Raw genomic sequence first — 18,848 nt, forward strand, 5'->3', positions numbered from 1 at the left:
GATTTGCTTCGCTATCAATATAACCTTATTTAAAATAGATAAAACTTAGATTTACCAGGCCTGGTAAATCTAATGTAGTGACTTGAGTTTTCACTTAATCTGCTTCTATTTTGAAATAAACTTACATAAAACGTTTCAGGAGTTCTGCAACAAAGATGAACCATTCTTACCTTTATTCACCAATAGAACCTTACGTACAACATAGCCTACAGGTAGACAGCACGCACAATCTTCACATTGAAGAGTGTGGCAATCCAGAAGGCATTCCTGTTTTATTTGTTCATGGTGGCCCAGGTGGCGGTTATATGCCTATTCATAGACAGTTTTTTTGCCCTCAAAGTTATCGAATCATATTATTTGATCAGCGTGGTTGTGGTAGATCCAGACCTCATGCCTGTTTAACAAACAATACTACCCCACACTTAATTGAAGATATTGAAAAAATTCGTCGCCATTTAAATATTGATAAATGGCTTTTGTTTGGTGGTTCTTGGGGCTCAACGTTATCTTTATTGTATGCCGAAACGTATCCTGAACGAGTCTTTGGTTTGATTTTACGAGGCATATTTTTATGCCGTAATGAAGATGTACAGTGGTTTTATCAAAAAGGAGCTAATCGATTTTATCCTGAATACTGGAAAGATTTTATTGAACCTATTGATATGGATAAACGTGATAATATTATTGCCGCTTACCATGATTTACTTACCAGTGATAACGAAATCTTAAGAATGCGTGCTGCTGAAGCCTGGTCAATTTGGGAGGGTCGCACATCCAACCTTGAAACAAATACAGATACAGTCAACCATTTTAGCGATCCATTTCATGCCTTAGCCATGGCCAGAATTGAGTGTCACTACTTTCAACATGAAGCGTTTATTGAAAGAAACCAAATTTTGCAAGATGCCAAGGCGATTGCTCATATTCCAACCACCATTGTTCAAGGTCGCTATGATATGGTTTGCCCTATAAATCAAGCCTATGATTTACACGAAAGCTTACCGCTTTCAAGGTTAGTGATCTGCAATCATGCTGGGCATTCAGCAATGGAAGCAGAAATTACCCAAGCTTTGGTTCAAGCAACCGATTTATTTGCTGAACAATTGCTCGACTAGGTGTAATCAAAATGATTTGTTTAATTCAACGTGTCACTCAAGCGAGTGTTAGCATCAATAATCAAGAGATTGCCAACATCGGACCAGGCCTGGTAATTTTAACCGGCTTTGAACCCAATGATGATTTGCAACAGATTCATAAAATGATGCATAAACTTCTCAATTACCGAATATTTGCTGATAAAAATGACAAGATGAATTTGAATGTACAACAAGTCATGGGTGAACTATTGTTGGTACCTCAATTTACTTTAGCGGCCAATACTAAAAGTGGTTTAAGACCCAGCTTTTCATCTTCTGCCGCGCCGCAAGTAGCCGAAAAGTTGTTTCATTACTTTATTAATTATGCCTCTGAAAACTATGAAAAAATTCAAACAGGACAATTTGGTGCCGATATGCAAGTGAGTCTAATTAATGATGGACCGGTTACTTTTTGGCTTCAAACCTAATTGTTTTTTGAGCTTAGTCAAGCTTTTGTAGTTTTCTGTGCTTCTTCTGCTTAAACAGGTTCCACTTTAACGACTAAATCGGCTAAACTAGGAATATTAACTGCAATCCTTTGGAAGCGCTTCTTAAAGATGCCTATACCTAACCCAGAAAATACTAAGATCCTTGTTATTGAGGATGATTCTGTTACCAATATGGCCTTAGTCAAGGTTTTGGAAAAATCAGGGTATATTGTCACCAAAGCCATTAATGGGCGTGAAGGTTTGCAAAGCTATATTGAACATAAGCCCAACCTTGTTCTTGTTGATGCCATGATGCCTGAAATGGATGGTTATGAAACCATTGAAGCCATTCGAAATTATGAACAACAACTTTCTCTCCCTTTATTAATGCTGACAGCATTAGACGACATTGATTCAATTCAAAAAGCATTTAATTCTGGTGCAACAGACTTTATTACCAAACCCATTAACTGGTCTTTACTTAGCCAACGTGTTAAATATGCCCTGCGTTCTTCAGCCATAGAAGAACAATTTAGAAAGACACAGGCGCAATTAATTTTTGCCCAACGTTTGGCCAAATTGGGTTATTGGGAATGGGATGCCTTACAAGATCAAGTAACCGGTTCACAGTCTGCTTTTGGGTTATTTAATGTCCCTGTAAATGCCAGTACAACCTTAGATAATTTTTTAAGCCGCGTTTTACCTAAAGATAAACAAATCATTCAACAAGCTATTTCTGATGCTCGAGCTGGACAACCTCATATACAAATCAGTTTTAGGGTTATTCAACAAGATGGTCATTTACGCCATATTGAATGCCTAGGTGAAGTAACTTACGATAAAGACGATAATATTCTAAAAATTACCGGTTCAGCGCAAGATATTAGCCGTTTACATAAAGCTGAAACGCTTATTCATTACCAATCAAAACATGACACGCTCACAGAACTGCCAAACCGCGCCAGTTTTAATGAAATACTCAGCTCTGCTTTAACTAAAAACAATGCTAAATTTCTTGGTGCCGTTATTATTTTTGATATTGATCGTTTTAAACAAATCAATAAAAACTTAGGGCAAGATAAAGGCGATGATGTTCTTATTTCACTTTCGCAAAGGTTAAACCGCATTACCCGTGAAGGGGATTTTGTGGCACGAATAGGAAGCGATGAATTTGCCATTTTGCTACTTAACATTGAGAGTACTAATGAATTAAATTTGGTTATTAACCGTTTTAGTCAGGACTTAAATGCACCCTTTGTGGTTAATGATCAAGATTTATTTATTAGTTACAGTGCTGGTGTTTCAGTTTTTCCAAATGATGCACAAGATTCTGAAACCATTATTGAGCACGCCAATAGCGCCCGTGTAAATGCTAAAAATCTTGGTGGTAATCAATTTGTCTTTTATCGTCCAGACATGAATGACGATGCTTTAGATATGCTTTCTTTAGAAAACGATTTACGCCAAGCCGTCGCAAACAATGAAATTGAAGTCTTTTACCAACCACAAATGGATGCAAAAACACTTTTACCAATTGGTTCTGAAGCACTTGTTCGCTGGCGACATCCTGTACGTGGGCTCATGTCTCCTAACGTGTTTATTCCACTCGCTGAAAGCACGGGGTTAATTATTAAAATTGGTCACTTTGTTACTGAAACTGCCATTAAGCAAACGGAGCTATGGCATAAACAAGGTTACAACCAATTACGAATTGGTATTAACTTATCTAGCCGACAATTTACTCAATCTGACCTGTTTTCTGATATACAAAACATTCTGAAAAAAACAACGTTACCCAGTAAATTCATTGACTTAGAAATCACTGAAAGCTTAGCAATGAGCGATGCTGAAAAAAATATAGAAATTCTTTCTCGTCTTAAATCAATGGGGGTAAAAATATCCATTGATGACTTTGGTACGGGTTACTCTTCCTTAGCCTATTTACATAGTTTTCCAATTGATACGATAAAAATTGACCGTTCTTTTGTTCTTAATCTTAACACTCCAGAAGGTGAAGCGATTGCTAAAACGATTTTAGCTATGGCGGATAGTTTGAACCTGGAAGTCGTTGCTGAAGGTATTGAACTTGACGAACAACAACAGTTTTTCTCTGGCAAACATTGCGATGTCTTTCAAGGATTTAAATTTGGAAAACCCATGCCAAAAGACGAATTTACCCAGTGGTTAACACAATTTAAACCTCCTCTAAACAACGTGAATACGGAGTAACCTATGCATATTGATATGAATAATTTAAACATGCTTAAAGAAATTATTGGGGATGATTTAAAAAGTATTTTGGATGTTTTTTTAGAATCTACTCCAGACAGTATTTTACAACTTCAAGAAGCCGTGGCTTCTAACACGCCTGCAAAGGTTCAATCAATTGCCCATACAATCAAGGGTAGTTCTGCTAATGTTGGGGCAAATCAGCTTTCAAACTTAGCATCAGAACTTGAACAAAAAGCAAAAGCAAACGATACTAACGCCTTTGCGAGTTTATTATCCAAAATCATCGCTGAAGCTCAACTTGTTGAACAGGCCTTAAAAAGTTATATACAGACTTTTTAGATTATTATAAACACCTCTCAAATACCTTATTTACAGCAGTACCTTAAAAGGAATAAACCATGCATTATCGCGTTACCGCAGACGAAGAAAGTCGCGCTAAAAATCCACATCATATTTTTAATATAAACATTATTCTGACTCACCTTTTCATGTCAATGATTGTATTAGAAATTGGCGACACACTTGAGTTACTTTTAATTCCTGTTTTATCTAGTTTTGTTATTTTCTATATTTATTTAACGGCTAAAAAGAAGGCCAAAAACGATACTTGGTTTGTTGCAGCTCACTGGATGACGGCATGGAAACGCGGAAAAATTTTATTATTTAGCTATGCATTAGCCATTACGATGGTTTTAGTCTATTACATTATTGATACAGTGTTTCCTGGTGGTTTTAGTATGAATGACTTTTCTACTAGTGGTACTCAAACCAGTATTGGTGAAGTAATCACCTTACGTTTTGCTGCGGTGGTTATCTTTGTTGCAGTATTGATTACATTTATGCAAACAGGTATTTCTGTTTACGATGCGGGGAATGGTATCGCAGATCCTAAAATTGAAAAACTATTGCCTCGTGATGCAAATTCCAATGAAGAACTTGGTGAAGGCTCGGATGAAGTGCAGCATAAAACATCGGTAAAAAAGGATGATGCGCAACAATGAGTGAACCAGTAAAAACTAAAAAAAGAGACTTACCCGTCTTTTGGATTTTAACAATATTCAGTATTGTTGCTTTTACTCTTATCTTGTATTTTCAACCCGATAGAGATCCTGTTAATCCAGATCTATTACCTTGGAATGCACACTATGACAACGCAGGTAAACTTCACGCTTTAGGCTTAACGGTTCATGAATCTACGTTGGAAGATGCAATGAAACTTTACGGTAAAGATGTTGAAGTAAAGCTTTTTTCAAAAATGGATGAAACACAGAAGTCTTTAGAGGCTTATTTTCCTGTAATTTATATTGGTTCAATAAAAGCTGCTTTAACCCTAAAATTAGAGGTTACACAGGCTCAGCTAGACCATGCCTTTAATAAAGGTAAAACAATCACTGTAACGACCACAGGTGAGCGCGAGGTTGATTTATATAATATAGATATCACTTCATATTTTAAAACACCAATATCTAGCCTTGCTTTAATTCCAAAAAATAACCTAACCGAACGAGGTATTAACCTTCGTTTTGGGGAACCTGACCGTAAAGAAATTCAATCTGATGGTTTACCTCACTGGTTTTTTGATAAGCGTGGTTTAGAGTTAATTTTAGATAAAGAAGGCCCAGAAGCCTTGCAATACACTACTCATGTAAAACCTGAATAGCAGTGTTCAATTAATCATTAATTTATATTCTCATAATCTACAGGCATAAAAAAACCAATTTACCAGGCCTGGCATATTCTGTGGTCATCCACAGGCAATGTAAGCATAGGGTAAATTGGTTTTTATAACTAAAGCATACTGCTTATTAAAATCATCTCTTTTTAAGATTTAGATGTTTCTTCAGCTTTAATTTCGTCGCTTATATGTTTTTCTTTAGCCGCTTCTTTATCATCTCTTTTTATGTCTTCAGGAAACTCATCATCCATAAATATACGGTTTGCCTGACCATCTAAATCATCAAAATGACCATGTTTAGCCATCCAAATAAACATCACAACAACTAACAAACCAAAAAACAACATCATGGGTATCAAACCGTAGATTACATCCATTTTTCTTCCTATTTCTAATGTTTCTATTTAACCAGATCAAGCAACGCTGAGACTTTATCGTTTATTAAAAAAGCGTCTAATCCTTGCTGCATTGCCAATTACAATTAAACTACTAAGAGGCATTGTAATTGCCGCAATAAGCGGCGTAAGCACACCTGACATGGCTAAGGGCACCATAATTAAATTATAAGTAATGGAACTCGCAATATTTTGCTTAATGGTGCGCAATGTTCTTGCTGAAAGCTCAATTGCAGTATCAACTGCAAGCAGTTCATTATTCATAAGAACAATATCTGCGCTGTCCATGGATACATCTGTACCTGATCCTAAAGCAATCCCAACATTGGCTCTAACTAAAGCAGGGGCATCATTAACACCATCCCCAACCATCGCAACGGTTTGTCCTTCAGCTTGCAATTGTCTAATAACTTCATTTTTATCTTCTGGCAGTACTTCTGCTATCACATTCATACCACCTAATTGCTCAGCAACACGGTTAGCTACAACAGTTAAATCACCACTTAATAATGAAACCTTTTTACCTTTTGCTTTTAGTCTATTAATTAATTCAATCGCTTCCGGACGTATTTCATCTTCTAAAAACAGCACACCTTGTACAGAAGAATCAATCGCTATCCATACTGCAGTTTGCGCAAGCGCCGCTTTATCATCCGCTAACTTTTGTAAGTCTTTAGGTATTTGAATATTGAGTGATGCAAGCCAGTTAGCCGTACCAATTTGATACAATTTATTCTCTATTGATCCTTCAACACCCTTACCTGCGACAATTTTAAAATTATCGACTTTGTACCAATGGTTGTTACCAAATGAAAATTCTTCTTTTATAGAATGCACAATACCATTACCTAAACTATGTTCAGATAAATTTTCAATAGAACCTACTGAGCGTAAAAGTTCTTGTCGATCAACGTTATCGACTATGGCTTCTGCAACAACTTTCATTTGCCCTTTTGTTAAGGTTCCAGTCTTATCAAAAACAAAGTGCTCAATAGAATGTAAGATTTCTAATACTGTTCCATTTTTAATTAAAATACCATTACGGGCAGAAACCCCAGAAGCCACGGCAATAGCCATAGGTGTGGCTAAGCCAAAAGCACAAGGACAAGTTATAATTAAGACCGCAGTAGCGGTCATTACAGCAACAGCAAGATCCGCTTTAAAAAACCAAAATACAAAACTGATTAATGCTAATGTGATGGTCGTAGTAACAAACCATGGCATAATTTTATCAGCCGTACATTGAATAGGCGCTTTTGATCCTTGCGCTTCTTCTACCATGTGAACAATTTTACCCAACTGTGTATCTTGTAAAATCTTATCTACAGCAATAGTAAGGTGTCCATCAATATTTAATGTTCCAGCAATTACTTTGTCGTTTGCTTGTTTTGCAATTTCTTTAGACTCACCGCTTAACATGGATTCATTCACCATGCTTTGTCCTTGAGAAACAACGCCATCGACAGGGATTTGTTCACCCGGTTTAACAATGATTAAATCACCAGGGAGAAGAGTTCGTACTGGTACAATATTTTCTATGTCTATTAGTAATTTACGGGCAACTTTAGGCTGTAAATCCATTAAACGTCGTGAAGCATCTATTGCTTTATTTTTAGAAATCGCTTCTAGGTAACGCCCAATTAACAGTAAAAACATAAAGTCTATCAGCGTATCAAAATAGACTTCTCCACTATAACTGCCAGTTATGGTAATCCAACTTGAATAAAAATAAGTGGTGAGTATTCCCAGACTAATGGATACATCCATACCCACAGATTTTGATCTAATTGATGTCAATGCACCTTTAAGAAAAGGCTGACCGGAATAAGCTAGAGTAATTGTGGCTATAATTAATTCAAGCCAATGAAAGTAATTACGATATTGTGCATCGTCTGCGGCGCCAGTATAAAGCGCAACTGAGAACCACATTACATTCATCATGGCAAAGCCAGCAAAACCTAATCGATAAAGAAGGTCTCTATTTGCTTTTTTATATGCGGCGTCACTTGCCGTAGGATCATAAGGTGTTGCGTCATACCCTATGGAATTGAGTTTTTTAATGATGTCTGAGAGTTTAACTTTACTGTTATCCCAGCGAATTTTAATTTGCTTGTTTGTAAAGTTAACTCGCGCTAACAATAAACCATCCATCTTTGCAAAAGTGTGTTCTATTAACCAAACGCAAGCTGCACAGTGAATCGCTTCAGACATTAACGTAATTTCACGTCGATCATTTAGATCACTAACATATTGAGATTGAACCTCATCATAATCAAAAAATTCAATGTCTTTATTTGGTGGTGGTGGCGGTGAAAGCAATTCACCTTCTGGCGTTCTTTTATAAAAGCTCTCCATACCAGCTTCATAAATTACCTCACAAACGGAAGCACAGCCATTACAGCAAAAATGCTTCTCCACTCCTTCTATTGGCTTTAGAACTAAATCCCCTTCTGGGATTGCTTGCCCGCAATGAAAGCATGTATTAGCCATGACTATTGTGGATCTTGAACCATAATACTACGGCCCATGTTAATACGAATATCCCCTTTTGTGACTTCCATAATTAAGTCCCATTTACCTTTCTTAGGTAAACTAAATTCTTTGGTATATTCGCCCTTGTTGTCTGTTTTATTTAATGTGACTTGTCCATCTAAATTTTTATCTGAAGGTCGGTAGTAATACAGAATTGCTGTTTCTACATCAATAGGATTATTGTCTTTATCTACAACTTCAAGTTTGACTAAATCAGGTTTACCTTCAGATAAAATTGGCACGTCTATTTTCAATTGCCAACCAATTTTTTCCATACGTTGTTGTTGAGCAAGCACAACATCCATTCGCTTTCCTTGTTCATAGTAATCTTCTACAACAAGTCCAGGGTTAGTAACAATAGCCATACTAACCATAAAAAAGTTAACGGATAACACGATGACTAAAATTACGAACCATACTATTACAAATGGGTTTTTCCAAGCGACACTCCAATCGCGAGTATCTTGCTTAGCTTCAGTCATTGTTTCTCTCCTAATAATGAGGCTCGATACCTCGTAAAACAAAAAAACCCTACCTAGGGGATTTCTAAGTAGGGCTATTATAACGATTAAATTTTATGTCGTCTTTACAACATATTAACTAAAGTATTAACGTTTTTTGGGACTAATAAATACGGTTTCGTAATCGGCCGAAATCTCTTCATTATTTAAGTTAACAACATGAATTGTTACAGGTGTGTTTGTTTCAGTTAAATTCTTTTTAGGAATTTTTACAAACAAGGTAGTTGCACCTACATTTCCAGGTTGAATGGTAATTTCTTTATCAGCGTGAAAGGTTAGTCCTTCAGGCCCTGTTACATCAATTTTAGCCAACATAACTTCATTAGATTTATTTACCACCTTAATTGTCCATTTATTTTGAACATTACCGTCACTCATTTGAACGAATAAAGGCGAACGTTCATGTAATGCTTTTAAGTCAATTGGTGACATAGTCAGCATTCCATAAACCATTGCTATGGCAGCAAATCCCATAATAGCGCTATATATAACCACACGAGGACGCTTAAAGAATGGAGGCACTTTTTGACCTGCAAATTCTGCAAGTGATGCATAACGTATTAAACCACGAGGTTTCTTGATTTTATCCATAACTGAATCACAGGCATCAATACATAGACCACAGGTAATACAACCAAACTGTTGGCCATATCGAATATCAACCCCTGTAGGGCAAACGGCAACACATAGATTACAATCAATACAGTCACCTAATTCAGGGGCTTCCTCGCCTGGTTTAACACGTTTTATACGTCCACGAGGTTCACCACGATCTACATCATAAGTAGGTACTATAGTTTGAGTATCAATCATGGCACCCTGAATACGAGCGTACGGACAAAAACCAATACAAGTTTGCTCACGTAAAATACCTGCAAAAAAGTAAGTGGCGGCAGCTAAAACTAATATAACGGTTGTTTCAGTTGTTCCCCATTCAAATCTAAATAGACGACCCCACAGATCATAAGCATCTGTAAAGTAGGCAACAAAACTAAAGGATGTCATAAAGGCAATAAACGCCCATATGGCAAACTTAGGCAGTTTCTTTTTAAGTTTGCTTAAGCTCATTGGCGATTCATCAAGCTTAATACGTTTATTAGGTAAACCTTCAAACTTTTCTTCTATCCAGGTAAACACATCTGTCCATACAGTGTGAAAACAGAAATACCCACACCATAATCTACCTGCAACGGCTGTTGAGGCAGCGAGTAGTAATGCAGCAAAAAGCAGAAGCATTGCTAACACCCAGATATCTTGAGGAAGAATTGTGATGCCAAAAATATGAAATTGTCTATTTGCTAGATCAAATAAAAGAGCCTGATGACCCTCCCATCTAAAATAAGGGAAAATAAATAATGACAACCAAAACGCAGCCGTTATCCATTTGATTGTACGAAATTTACCTGGCATTCTTTTAGCATGCACTGTACCGCCCGTATGTACTGGTAATATTTCCACACCAATATTTTGGAGATTTTTATTATCCAAATCCATTTCATCAAGTACGGAACCTGTTTGTCCATTATCTCGATACAATTCTTTTTTTTCTGACATAGGGCGATCCTTGCAACCAGTCTATTAAAAACGTTATTCTATAAAAATAACCTTACTTATCATAAGTAAATTTTTTTATTTACTTCTATAAACAAAAATAGGCCCGGATTATAGGCCTATTTTTGTTTATAGAAGTAGATTAACTTTCTTTCTTTTCGTCTTTTTCAAGACCTTCAATACCACGTGTAGCTTTCCATCCAAAACCAATAAGTGCAACGATACTTAACACAAGTGCGCCGATTGAAATCCAAAGTACAAAATCATTATTTAATTCATGCATAACTTTAATCTCCTAAATTGATTTAAATCAATATTTTCGTATTGCCATAATTAAAAAAAGGAGAACAAATCGCCTCCTTTTTTCTCTTAAATAAGTGCCTAAGCACTCACTTATTGACCTCCACCTAGAGAGTAAACATAAACAGCTAAACGTTTAATATTTACATCTGCATCTGGTAAACGATCTTTAAAAGCTGGCATAACTGCACGATGCGTATTTTCGATATAAACACCATTTTTCTTAACATTCACACCATATGTAATAATTTTCTTAATCGCGTCACGATCAGAAGAAAAACGCCATATTTGGTCAGTTAAGTTCGCAGCACCAGCTGGAGCCAACGGCTTACCTGCTGGACCATGACATGCTAAACACATACCTTTAGCAAATACTGCTTTACCAGCCGCAACAGATGGATCTCCACCCTTACCTTCTGATAATGCAATTACGTAATCTGTTACATGGTCAATATCTTCATCTGTTAAATTCCCCATCATACCTTTTGCCGGCATATTACCAATACGACCATTAGTAATTGTTGCGTCAATTTGGTTGATGTTACCACCCCATAGCCAATCATCATCAGCTAATACCGGGAAGTTAGGGTTACCAGCTCCACCTACAGCATGACATGCTGCACAGTAATCACCAAATAACATTTTAGATGTTGCTACTGCGTATGATTTAAGTTCTTCATCTTTTAAGATATCAGACACAGACATAGAAGCTAACTTCTCTTCTTTATCTGCAAACTTAGCTACACGCCAATCTTTTAGCACTTTGTAATCTTGGTCATACTCTTCAATCTGAGTCCAACCAGCTAAACCTTTAGTAAATCCACCAGTATCATTAGTCAACGGAATCGACGGATAGTAAAGTGTGTAAAAAACAATCATGATGAAACCCGCGTAGAAAGATAACATCCACCAAAGCGGTGGCGGGTTATCTAATTCACGAATATCTTCATCCCAAATATGACCAGTGTTCCCTTCATCTGGCCATGGATTATGATGTGCCATATTAAAATCTCCTCAAATGACTAGTCATCGTTCAGTATTTTATATTTTTGCTCTTCCATCTCTTTACGCTTACTAGGACGTAATGCCATAGCAAATGTAATAAGCATGCCGAGAAATACGACTACTGTAACGATTAAACCTGCCCAGTCCTGTGTCGTCATTGACGACCAGTCAGTGCTTAAATAACTTTCTAGATTACTCATATAACCTTACTGACGATAAACCTTGCTGTCATCCAGCTTGACCATCGTTCCTAGTACTTGCAAGTAAGCAACCATTGCATCCATTTCGGTATGACCCGCAATAGCTGCATCAGCATTTTCAATTTCTTCATCGGTATATGGCACACCAAGTATGCGCATAGTTTTCAAACGTTGTTTCATATCACGTTTTGTACCAAAGAAATCCTTAGTTATCGAATTTTCCGCTAACCATGGGTAAGCAGGCATTACAGATTCAGGCACCATGTCTTGTGGACGTAGTAAATGAAGTACATGCCACTCGTCTGAGTATTTACCACCTAAACGTGCAAGATCTGGACCAGTTCTTTTAGAACCCCATTGCATTGGGTGATCATACATAGACTCTGTAGCAAGAGAGTAATGACCGTAACGCTCACGCTCGTCACGGAAAGGACGAATCATTTGTGAGTGACAAATATAACACCCTTCACGCAAGTATAAATCACGACCAGCTAGTTCTAGCGGAGTATAAGGACGAACACCGTCGCCTGCTTTCCAATCGCCAATAACCCACTTGCCATTCTTATCTTGCTTGTAGAGTTTTTTATCTGATACTAATTTACCATCAGCATCTTTAGTGAATGTACGTTCCCATACTAATTCTGGGAATTTTTCATTCTTAACGTTACCATATTTATCTGTTTTCTCAGTAAAATCAACTGCTGATTTGAGATAGAACAATGGTACGATTTCAACGATACCAGCAATCGAAACTGCTAGTGCTGTTGCCAGGAATAAGGCAAATATATTTCGCTCTAATCCTTCCTGGATATTCTTTGGTGCTTTATTATCTGACATGAGTTTGTGCTCCTCAACTCATAAATTTTCTTCAATTTAAGCAGCAGATTTACTGCTACTTAATCTGACTTACTGCTTATGCGTGTGCTTCTACTGTATTGGCAGCTTTAGCATTTGCCATACGAATCGTCATAACAACGTTGTAAAGCATAACCACAGTACCAGAGAAGAATAATAATCCACCGAATGCACGCATCGCATAATAAGGGTGCATAGCTGAAACTGATTCAGCAAAAGTATATGCAAGTGTTCCGTACTCATCATAAGCACGCCACATTAGACCTTGCATGATACCTGATACCCACATTGCAACAATGTAGAACACTGTACCAATAGTAGCTAGCCAAAAATGGATATTAATCAATTGCATTGAATACATTTCTGTTTTCCATAGTTTCATTACCATGTGGTAAATCGCACCAATAGAAACCATTGCAACCCAACCTAACGCACCAGAGTGAACGTGACCAACTGTCCAGTCTGTATAGTGAGATAGAGCGTTTACAGTTTTAGCAGCCATTACAGGCCCTTCAAAAGTAGACATTGCGTAGAATGCTAAAGAGATAATTAAGAAACGTAAGATATAATCTGTACGTAGTCTATCCCAAGCACCAGAAAGCGTTAACATACCGTTTAATGCACCACCCCAAGAAGGAATGATCATCGCAAGTGAAATTACTGCACCTAATGAACCTGTCCAATCTGGAAGAGCTGTGTATTGAAGGTGGTGAGCACCTAACCATACATAACCAAACATTAATGCCCAGAAGTGGATTACAGATAATCGGTAAGAGTAGATTGGACGTTGCGCTTGCTTAGGTACAAAGTAGTACATAATCGCAAGGAAACCAGCTGTTAGGAAGAAACCTACTGCATTGTGTCCCCACCACCATTGAATCATTGCATCTTGTACACCAGCAAACATAGAGTACGAACGGAATAATGAAACAGGCAATGCTAAACCGTTAACAACATATAAGTAAGTGATCGCAATCATCATACCTAAGAAGAACCAGTTTGAAACATATACACTTGGGTGAGTATCTTTATTACGAGAAGCAATTGTCATTACAAAGTTAAATGTGTACAAAGTCCACACAACTGCAATTGCTATAGCCATAGGCCATTCTTGTTCGTGGTACTCTTTACCTGTTGTCATCCCTAAAGCAATTGAAACAACAGTTGCTAAAAGCCCAATTGTGAACAAAATTGCTGTCCACCAAGCTAAACTATTACTCCAAAGTTTTACACCATTGGTTCTTTGAACCGTGTAAAACGCTGTAGCCATTAGCGTCATACCACCAAATGCAAAGATTACTGTGTTCGTATGAACAACACGCAAACGAGCAAAAGTGATTTCCGCAATATCAAAATTTAACGCAGGCCATGCAAGTTCTGATGCTGCATAAGTACCCATTAAAGTACCTAGCACCAAAAAAACGATTGCGCCTACTGTTAAATACTTAACCACGCCATTATCATATTGTGGTTGTACTGTAGTATCCATCAGCCGGATCCCCTTTATAGTCTTAACATTCTGCCCTTATCTATCATCAAGTTATCACTTAAACCTTAAGCAATATCTTAATCGACCATTATAGATACAGACTCCTCAGCGAGGTATTATACCTGTAACGAAGCTATATCTCAGCCAAAAACAATTTTAAAAGTTAATTTGTATCAATTATTTCGATAAAATAACTCCTAAAAGCATCTTATAAACTTGGGCTCTTTAATAAAATCCTATGAATTATCCCAAATCCAAGCCTATCTTGATAGTAAAAAAAACTTATAAGGGGCATCAAGATTTTTTTATGAACTACTAATAATAGGGGTATTCAAACGAATTCTGCTATGCTGAACTTTCTTTTCAGAAAAACTTTAATTTTTTGTCAACATACCCAATAAAGTGATTTTCAGTTATTATATTGGCAACTTTAAATTAGGAATGCTGTTATGCGAACTGCAAGCGTTGAACGCAACACTCTAGAAACCCAAATTCAAATCTCCGTAAACTTAGACGGTCAAGGCAATAGCAAGCTAGATACGGGAGTGCATTTCTTTGAGCACATGCTAGATCAAATAGCGCGTCACGGCATGATTGACATTGATATAACTGCTAACGGCGATACGCACATTGATGACCACCACACAGTTGAAGATATTGGTATTGCATTAGGTCAAGCCATTAACAAAGCGGTGGGTGATAAAAAAGGCATTACTCGTTATGGCCACGCTTATGTGCCATTAGACGAGGCTTTATCTCGTGTTGTTATTGACCTTTCTGGACGACCAGGCCTGGAATTTAATTGTGACTGGACTCGCGAACAGATTGGCACATTTGAAACTCAATTGGTTTTAGAGTTTTTTCAAGGTTTTGTTAACCATGCTAATGCAACACTGCATATTGATAATATTCGCGGCTACAATGCACATCACCAGGCAGAAACCATATTTAAAGCTTTTGGTCGCGCATTACGCATGGCGTTAAGCCAAGATGAACGTATGGCAGGTAAAATGCCTTCTACCAAAGGAACGCTGTAGCATGAATCAAAAGTTAGTTGCTGTTGTTGATTATGGCATGGGAAACTTACGCTCAGTTTCTAAGGCGGCAGAACATGTTGCACCAAATAACACTCGTATTTTAATCACCAACAATCCTGAAGATATTGCTCAAGCAGATGCTGTTATTTTCCCAGGCCAGGGTGCGGCTAAAGCCTGCATGAACGCCCTGCAAGAAACGGGGATGATTCACGCTGTACAACAAGCGGCTAAAGAAAAACCATTTTTAGGCATCTGCATGGGGCTTCAAGTCCTTATGACACACAGTGATGAAAATGAAGGTATAAAGTGTATGGACGTGATTCCAGGCAATGTTACACACTTTAACTTTCCTGATAACAGCCCATTAAAAACACCGCATATGGGTTGGAACCAAATCAAACAAACACAAGAACACGCGCTTTGGCATAACATTGCCCAAGACAGTCGTTTTTATTTTGTACATAGCTACTATGTTCAACCAGAAAACGCCGATTATATATGCGGACAAACGACACATGGGATCACCTTCCCTTCAGCGCTAAGTCACAATAATTTATTCTCAATTCAAGCACACCCTGAAAAAAGTGCAGACCATGGTTTGCAACTATTTAAAAACTTTTTACAGTGGAACGGGCAATAATTTTTTTAAAGGTTCAAACATGTTATTAATTCCAGCTATCGACCTTAAAGATGGTGAATGCGTTCGCCTTCGCCAAGGCATTATGGAAGATGCGACGGTATTTTCAGGTGATATAGTTGCCATGGCACAACGCTGGGTCGATCAAGACGCTCGTCGTTTACACATGGTAGATTTAAATGGTGCATTTGATGGCAAACCGGTTAATGGTGAAGCCGTTTATCAAGTTCGCCAAGCGTTTCCAGATTTACCTATTCAAATTGGTGGCGGAATCCGTGACTTACAAACCATTGAAGCCTATCTTAATGCTGGCGTAAGTTACTGCATTATAGGAACCAAAGCCGTTCATAATCCAGAATTTGTTGCCCAAGCTTGTAAAGCCTTTCCTGGCCATATAATGGTTGGCCTAGATGCTAAAGATGGCATGGTTGCTATCAATGGTTGGGCTGAAGTCACTGATTACGAAGTCACTCAACTCGGTAAACAGTTTGAAGACGATGGCGTTGAAGCTATTATTTATACCGATATTGGTCGTGATGGCATGATGCAAGGCGTAAATATAGAAGCCACTCAGTCACTTGCCAAAGCCTTAACAATCCCAATTATTGCTTCTGGCGGCATTACAAACTTAGACGATATTCGCAAACTTGCCGACATTGAAGCCGATGGTGTAACAGGAGCTATTACCGGTCGAGCGATTTACGAAGGTACTTTGGATTTTAAAGAAGGTCAATCTCTTTCAGATCAACTCGCTCCTAAAAAATAGCCTACCGTCTTTTTAATAAGTACAGAATTAAAGCTTTACTTATTTTTACCAGGCCTGGTTATTTACCGACTCTTACAAGGAATTCATTATGAGTCTTGCAAAACGCATTATTCCCTGCCTAGACGTTGACGATGGTCGCGTTGTTAAAGGTGTTCAATTTGTTGATATTCGTGACGCTGGCGACCCTGTTGAAGTAGCAAAACGCTATGACCAACAAGGGGCAGATGAAATCACTTTTTTAGACATTACGGCAACCGCACACGAACGTAACACCACCGTTCATATGGTAGAACAAGTGGCAAGCCAAGTCTTTATCCCTCTTACAGTAGGCGGCGGCATTCGTAGTGTTGAAGATATTCGCACCATGCTTAATGCTGGTGCAGACAAGGTAGCCATTAATTCTGCCGCTATCTTTAACCCTGCATTTGTACAAGAAGCTTGCGATGCCTTTGGTTCACAATGCATTGTAGTAGCCATTGATGCCAAAAAAGTTAGCGCCGAAGGAGAAGAGAATAAATGGGAAATCTTTACTCATGGCGGTCGAAAAGAAACCGGTATTGATGCTATTGTTTGGGCAAAAAGAATGGCCTGTTTAGGCGCAGGAGAACTCTTAGTTACCAGTATGGACCGTGACGGCACTAAAATTGGTTTTGATTTAGAGCTTACGCGTGCAATTTCGGACGCGGTTTCCATTCCCGTTATTGCCTCTGGTGGCGTGGGTGAACTTTCCCATCTAGCAAAAGGTATTACCGAAGGTCATGCAGAAGCCGTATTAGCAGCAAGCATTTTTCACTTTGGCGAACACACCGTTAAAGAAGCCAAACTAGCCATGCAAAAAGAAGGCATTGAGGTACGATTATGAGCGATATATTAAAACAACTTGATGCAGTTCTTGAAGCAAGAAAAAGCGAATCACCAGACAGTTCTTACGTTGCAAGCTTATATGACAAAGGCATAGAGAAAATACTCAAAAAAATCAGTGAAGAATCTGCAGAAACGCTAATGGCCGCTAAAGACTTAGAACATAGCAAAGACCCAAAAACAGATCAAGAACACCTGGTGTACGAAATTGCAGACCTCTGGTTTCACACTATGGTACTATTAGCTTCCCAAAATTTGTCGAGCAACGATGTGACGACAGAACTACAAAGACGCTTTGGCCTTTCTGGCCATGAAGAAAAAGCCAGCCGAAGCGAATAATCATTCCATTTGAGAAATCTATGCAAGAACCACAGATTTCTTTTAAAGAACAAAATTAAACTAAAGGATGACACAAGTGGGTACCGAAGAAAAAAGCGTATTTTCAAAAATCATCGACCGTGAAATTCCAGCCGATATTATCTATGAAGATGATAAATGTATTGTAATCAGTGATATCAACCCAAAAGCAAGAGTGCATTTATTGGTCATTCCAAAAAAACCTATTGCTACCCTATTTGATTTAAAACCAGACGACAAAGACACTATGGGACACATGATGTTATTGTTACCGCAGCTTGCACAGTCACAAGGACTTGATGGTTTTAAAACTCAAATTAATACAGGCGAATCTGGAGGACAAGAAGTCTTTCATATACACATTCACTTGCTTGGCAACTAAAGCCAACCCCTGCGCGTGCTTTACGTACGATTAAATACGAATAAAACCGCGCATTTGGTTTGTAAAATATCAACAACTTAATATAATCGAATTTTTTAGTGCCAACAAATCAATGAATTTGGTATGATTAGCGGTCACTAAAAAATTCGGCTTTATGGGCAACAGATAAAACCCGAAAAAACAGGCAACCAAGCCACAAATTAGATTTTAAATGGAGCAAAACCATGGGCATTAGCATTTGGCAATTACTTATTATCCTAGCAATCGTTTTAGTACTATTTGGTGCAAAAAGACTACGTAATGTAGGTAGCGATTTAGGTGGAGCAATCAAAGGCTTTAAATCAGCAGTAAAAGAAGAAGAATCTAAAGCTGAAGATGAGAAAAAACTAGAAGAGAAAGATGGCAACAACGTGTTTGATGTTGAAGCTGAAGAAAAGAAAACTGAAGAGAAAAAAGATAAGGCTTAATTGCCTTCTCTTAATCCCCCTT

The 18,848-nt window shown here is 37.8% G+C and carries 22 protein-coding genes; 13 read left to right on the forward strand and 9 right to left on the reverse strand.

The window, feature by feature from the left end; genetic code table 11:
* The first annotated feature begins 155 nt into the window (after positions 1-155).
* From pip to ACYQ0E_RS12655, 6 genes are all read left to right on the forward strand, one after another.
* Positions 156-1,115, forward strand: a complete 960-nt coding sequence (gene pip, locus ACYQ0E_RS12630) for a prolyl aminopeptidase (RefSeq protein WP_460188581.1) — start codon at positions 156-158, stop codon at positions 1,113-1,115.
* Between the two features lie 11 nt (positions 1,116-1,126).
* Positions 1,127-1,564 carry a D-aminoacyl-tRNA deacylase gene (gene dtd / locus ACYQ0E_RS12635; protein WP_460188582.1) on the forward strand — a complete coding sequence of 146 codons (438 nt, stop codon included), beginning with the start codon at positions 1,127-1,129 and terminating at the stop codon, positions 1,562-1,564.
* Positions 1,565-1,693: 129 nt separating this feature from the next.
* Positions 1,694-3,793: a two-component system response regulator gene (locus tag ACYQ0E_RS12640; protein WP_460188583.1), complete on the forward strand. Its 2,100-nt coding sequence runs from the start codon at positions 1,694-1,696 to the stop codon at positions 3,791-3,793.
* Positions 3,794-3,796: 3 nt separating this feature from the next.
* Positions 3,797-4,135 (forward strand): Hpt domain-containing protein, encoded by a 339-nt coding sequence (locus tag ACYQ0E_RS12645; protein ID WP_460188584.1) that lies wholly within the window; start codon positions 3,797-3,799, stop codon positions 4,133-4,135.
* A gap of 59 nt (positions 4,136-4,194) precedes the next feature.
* Positions 4,195-4,797, forward strand: a complete 603-nt coding sequence (locus ACYQ0E_RS12650) for a hypothetical protein (RefSeq protein ID WP_460188585.1) — start codon at positions 4,195-4,197, stop codon at positions 4,795-4,797.
* Complete coding sequence (locus tag ACYQ0E_RS12655) at positions 4,794-5,456, forward strand: hypothetical protein (protein WP_460188586.1); 663 nt, start codon at positions 4,794-4,796, stop codon at positions 5,454-5,456. Before ACYQ0E_RS12650 ends, ACYQ0E_RS12655 begins: the two co-directional genes overlap by 4 nt.
* 161 nt (positions 5,457-5,617) lie before the next feature.
* Here ACYQ0E_RS12655 and ccoS read toward each other — a convergent pair whose 3' ends face one another.
* From ccoS to ccoN, 9 genes are all read right to left on the reverse strand, one after another.
* A complete protein-coding gene (ccoS, locus tag ACYQ0E_RS12660; protein ID WP_460188587.1) occupies positions 5,618-5,848 on the reverse strand; it encodes a cbb3-type cytochrome oxidase assembly protein CcoS in 231 nt (76 codons plus the stop codon).
* A gap of 54 nt (positions 5,849-5,902) precedes the next feature.
* Positions 5,903-8,356: a heavy metal translocating P-type ATPase gene (locus tag ACYQ0E_RS12665; protein ID WP_460188588.1), complete on the reverse strand. Its 2,454-nt coding sequence runs from the start codon at positions 8,354-8,356 to the stop codon at positions 5,903-5,905.
* A 2-nt stretch (positions 8,357-8,358) separates the two neighbouring features.
* Positions 8,359-8,880, reverse strand: a complete 522-nt coding sequence (locus ACYQ0E_RS12670) for a FixH family protein (RefSeq protein ID WP_460188589.1) — start codon at positions 8,878-8,880, stop codon at positions 8,359-8,361.
* 126 nt (positions 8,881-9,006) lie between these two features.
* Positions 9,007-10,473, reverse strand: coding sequence for a cytochrome c oxidase accessory protein CcoG (ccoG, locus tag ACYQ0E_RS12675; RefSeq protein WP_460188590.1), 1,467 nt, complete (start codon positions 10,471-10,473; stop codon positions 9,007-9,009).
* A 139-nt stretch (positions 10,474-10,612) separates the two neighbouring features.
* Positions 10,613-10,753 carry a hypothetical protein gene (locus ACYQ0E_RS12680; RefSeq protein WP_460188591.1) on the reverse strand — a complete coding sequence of 47 codons (141 nt, stop codon included), beginning with the start codon at positions 10,751-10,753 and terminating at the stop codon, positions 10,613-10,615.
* Positions 10,754-10,863: 110 nt separating this feature from the next.
* Positions 10,864-11,772, reverse strand: a complete 909-nt coding sequence (gene ccoP, locus ACYQ0E_RS12685; protein ID WP_460188592.1) for a cytochrome-c oxidase, cbb3-type subunit III — start codon at positions 11,770-11,772, stop codon at positions 10,864-10,866.
* Between the two features lie 20 nt (positions 11,773-11,792).
* On the reverse strand, positions 11,793-11,975 hold the full coding sequence (locus ACYQ0E_RS12690; RefSeq protein ID WP_460188593.1) for a cbb3-type cytochrome c oxidase subunit 3: 183 nt from the start codon (positions 11,973-11,975) through the stop codon (positions 11,793-11,795).
* A 6-nt stretch (positions 11,976-11,981) separates the two neighbouring features.
* Complete coding sequence (ccoO, locus tag ACYQ0E_RS12695) at positions 11,982-12,812, reverse strand: cytochrome-c oxidase, cbb3-type subunit II (protein ID WP_460188594.1); 831 nt, start codon at positions 12,810-12,812, stop codon at positions 11,982-11,984.
* A gap of 76 nt (positions 12,813-12,888) precedes the next feature.
* Positions 12,889-14,319: a cytochrome-c oxidase, cbb3-type subunit I gene (gene ccoN / locus ACYQ0E_RS12700; RefSeq protein WP_460188595.1), complete on the reverse strand. Its 1,431-nt coding sequence runs from the start codon at positions 14,317-14,319 to the stop codon at positions 12,889-12,891.
* A 449-nt stretch (positions 14,320-14,768) separates the two neighbouring features.
* Between ccoN and hisB the strand changes: the two genes are divergently transcribed.
* The 7 genes from hisB (at position 14,769) to tatA (ending at position 18,826) form a co-directional block, all read left to right on the forward strand.
* Entirely contained in the window at positions 14,769-15,356 is a 588-nt protein-coding gene (hisB, locus tag ACYQ0E_RS12705) for an imidazoleglycerol-phosphate dehydratase HisB (protein WP_460188596.1), read from the forward strand.
* A 1-nt stretch (position 15,357) separates the two neighbouring features.
* Positions 15,358-15,996 (forward strand): imidazole glycerol phosphate synthase subunit HisH, encoded by a 639-nt coding sequence (hisH, locus tag ACYQ0E_RS12710; protein WP_460188597.1) that lies wholly within the window; start codon positions 15,358-15,360, stop codon positions 15,994-15,996.
* A gap of 19 nt (positions 15,997-16,015) precedes the next feature.
* Complete coding sequence (hisA, locus tag ACYQ0E_RS12715) at positions 16,016-16,759, forward strand: 1-(5-phosphoribosyl)-5-[(5-phosphoribosylamino)methylideneamino]imidazole-4-carboxamide isomerase (protein ID WP_460188598.1); 744 nt, start codon at positions 16,016-16,018, stop codon at positions 16,757-16,759.
* A gap of 88 nt (positions 16,760-16,847) precedes the next feature.
* Entirely contained in the window at positions 16,848-17,621 is a 774-nt protein-coding gene (hisF, locus tag ACYQ0E_RS12720; RefSeq protein ID WP_460188599.1) for an imidazole glycerol phosphate synthase subunit HisF, read from the forward strand.
* Positions 17,618-17,959 carry a phosphoribosyl-ATP diphosphatase gene (locus ACYQ0E_RS12725; protein WP_460188600.1) on the forward strand — a complete coding sequence of 114 codons (342 nt, stop codon included), beginning with the start codon at positions 17,618-17,620 and terminating at the stop codon, positions 17,957-17,959. The genes hisF and ACYQ0E_RS12725 overlap by 4 nt, the downstream gene beginning before the upstream one ends.
* Before the next feature lie 76 nt (positions 17,960-18,035).
* Positions 18,036-18,359, forward strand: coding sequence for a histidine triad nucleotide-binding protein (locus ACYQ0E_RS12730; RefSeq protein ID WP_460188601.1), 324 nt, complete (start codon positions 18,036-18,038; stop codon positions 18,357-18,359).
* Between the two features lie 224 nt (positions 18,360-18,583).
* Positions 18,584-18,826, forward strand: a complete 243-nt coding sequence (gene tatA / locus ACYQ0E_RS12735; protein ID WP_460188602.1) for a Sec-independent protein translocase subunit TatA — start codon at positions 18,584-18,586, stop codon at positions 18,824-18,826.
* The last annotated feature ends 22 nt before the right edge of the window (positions 18,827-18,848 follow it).

This window comes from Thiomicrorhabdus hydrogeniphila (genome assembly GCF_054656895.1).

Bases quoted from the DNA above. Each gene is read 5' to 3' on its own strand.
- dtd (WP_460188582.1), top strand. From the start codon at position 1,127: ATGATTTGTTTAATTCAACGTGTCACTCAAGCGAGTGTTAGCATCAAT.
- ACYQ0E_RS12670 (WP_460188589.1), bottom strand. From the start codon at position 8,880: ATGACTGAAGCTAAGCAAGATACTCGCGATTGGAGTGTCGCTTGGAAA.
- ACYQ0E_RS12665 (WP_460188588.1), bottom strand. From the start codon at position 8,356: ATGGCTAATACATGCTTTCATTGCGGGCAAGCAATCCCAGAAGGGGAT.
- ACYQ0E_RS12645 (WP_460188584.1), top strand. From the start codon at position 3,797: ATGCATATTGATATGAATAATTTAAACATGCTTAAAGAAATTATTGGG.
- ccoS (WP_460188587.1), bottom strand. From the start codon at position 5,848: ATGGATGTAATCTACGGTTTGATACCCATGATGTTGTTTTTTGGTTTG.
- ccoP (WP_460188592.1), bottom strand. From the start codon at position 11,772: ATGGCACATCATAATCCATGGCCAGATGAAGGGAACACTGGTCATATT.
- ACYQ0E_RS12725 (WP_460188600.1), top strand. From the start codon at position 17,618: ATGAGCGATATATTAAAACAACTTGATGCAGTTCTTGAAGCAAGAAAA.
- ACYQ0E_RS12680 (WP_460188591.1), bottom strand. From the start codon at position 10,753: ATGCATGAATTAAATAATGATTTTGTACTTTGGATTTCAATCGGCGCA.
- ccoO (WP_460188594.1), bottom strand. From the start codon at position 12,812: ATGTCAGATAATAAAGCACCAAAGAATATCCAGGAAGGATTAGAGCGA.
- tatA (WP_460188602.1), top strand. From the start codon at position 18,584: ATGGGCATTAGCATTTGGCAATTACTTATTATCCTAGCAATCGTTTTA.
- ccoG (WP_460188590.1), bottom strand. From the start codon at position 10,473: ATGTCAGAAAAAAAAGAATTGTATCGAGATAATGGACAAACAGGTTCC.
- ACYQ0E_RS12650 (WP_460188585.1), top strand. From the start codon at position 4,195: ATGCATTATCGCGTTACCGCAGACGAAGAAAGTCGCGCTAAAAATCCA.
- ACYQ0E_RS12640 (WP_460188583.1), top strand. From the start codon at position 1,694: ATGCCTATACCTAACCCAGAAAATACTAAGATCCTTGTTATTGAGGAT.
- pip (WP_460188581.1), top strand. From the start codon at position 156: ATGAACCATTCTTACCTTTATTCACCAATAGAACCTTACGTACAACAT.
- hisB (WP_460188596.1), top strand. From the start codon at position 14,769: ATGCGAACTGCAAGCGTTGAACGCAACACTCTAGAAACCCAAATTCAA.
- ACYQ0E_RS12690 (WP_460188593.1), bottom strand. From the start codon at position 11,975: ATGAGTAATCTAGAAAGTTATTTAAGCACTGACTGGTCGTCAATGACG.
- hisA (WP_460188598.1), top strand. From the start codon at position 16,016: ATGTTATTAATTCCAGCTATCGACCTTAAAGATGGTGAATGCGTTCGC.
- hisF (WP_460188599.1), top strand. From the start codon at position 16,848: ATGAGTCTTGCAAAACGCATTATTCCCTGCCTAGACGTTGACGATGGT.
- ACYQ0E_RS12655 (WP_460188586.1), top strand. From the start codon at position 4,794: ATGAGTGAACCAGTAAAAACTAAAAAAAGAGACTTACCCGTCTTTTGG.
- ccoN (WP_460188595.1), bottom strand. From the start codon at position 14,319: ATGGATACTACAGTACAACCACAATATGATAATGGCGTGGTTAAGTAT.
- hisH (WP_460188597.1), top strand. From the start codon at position 15,358: ATGAATCAAAAGTTAGTTGCTGTTGTTGATTATGGCATGGGAAACTTA.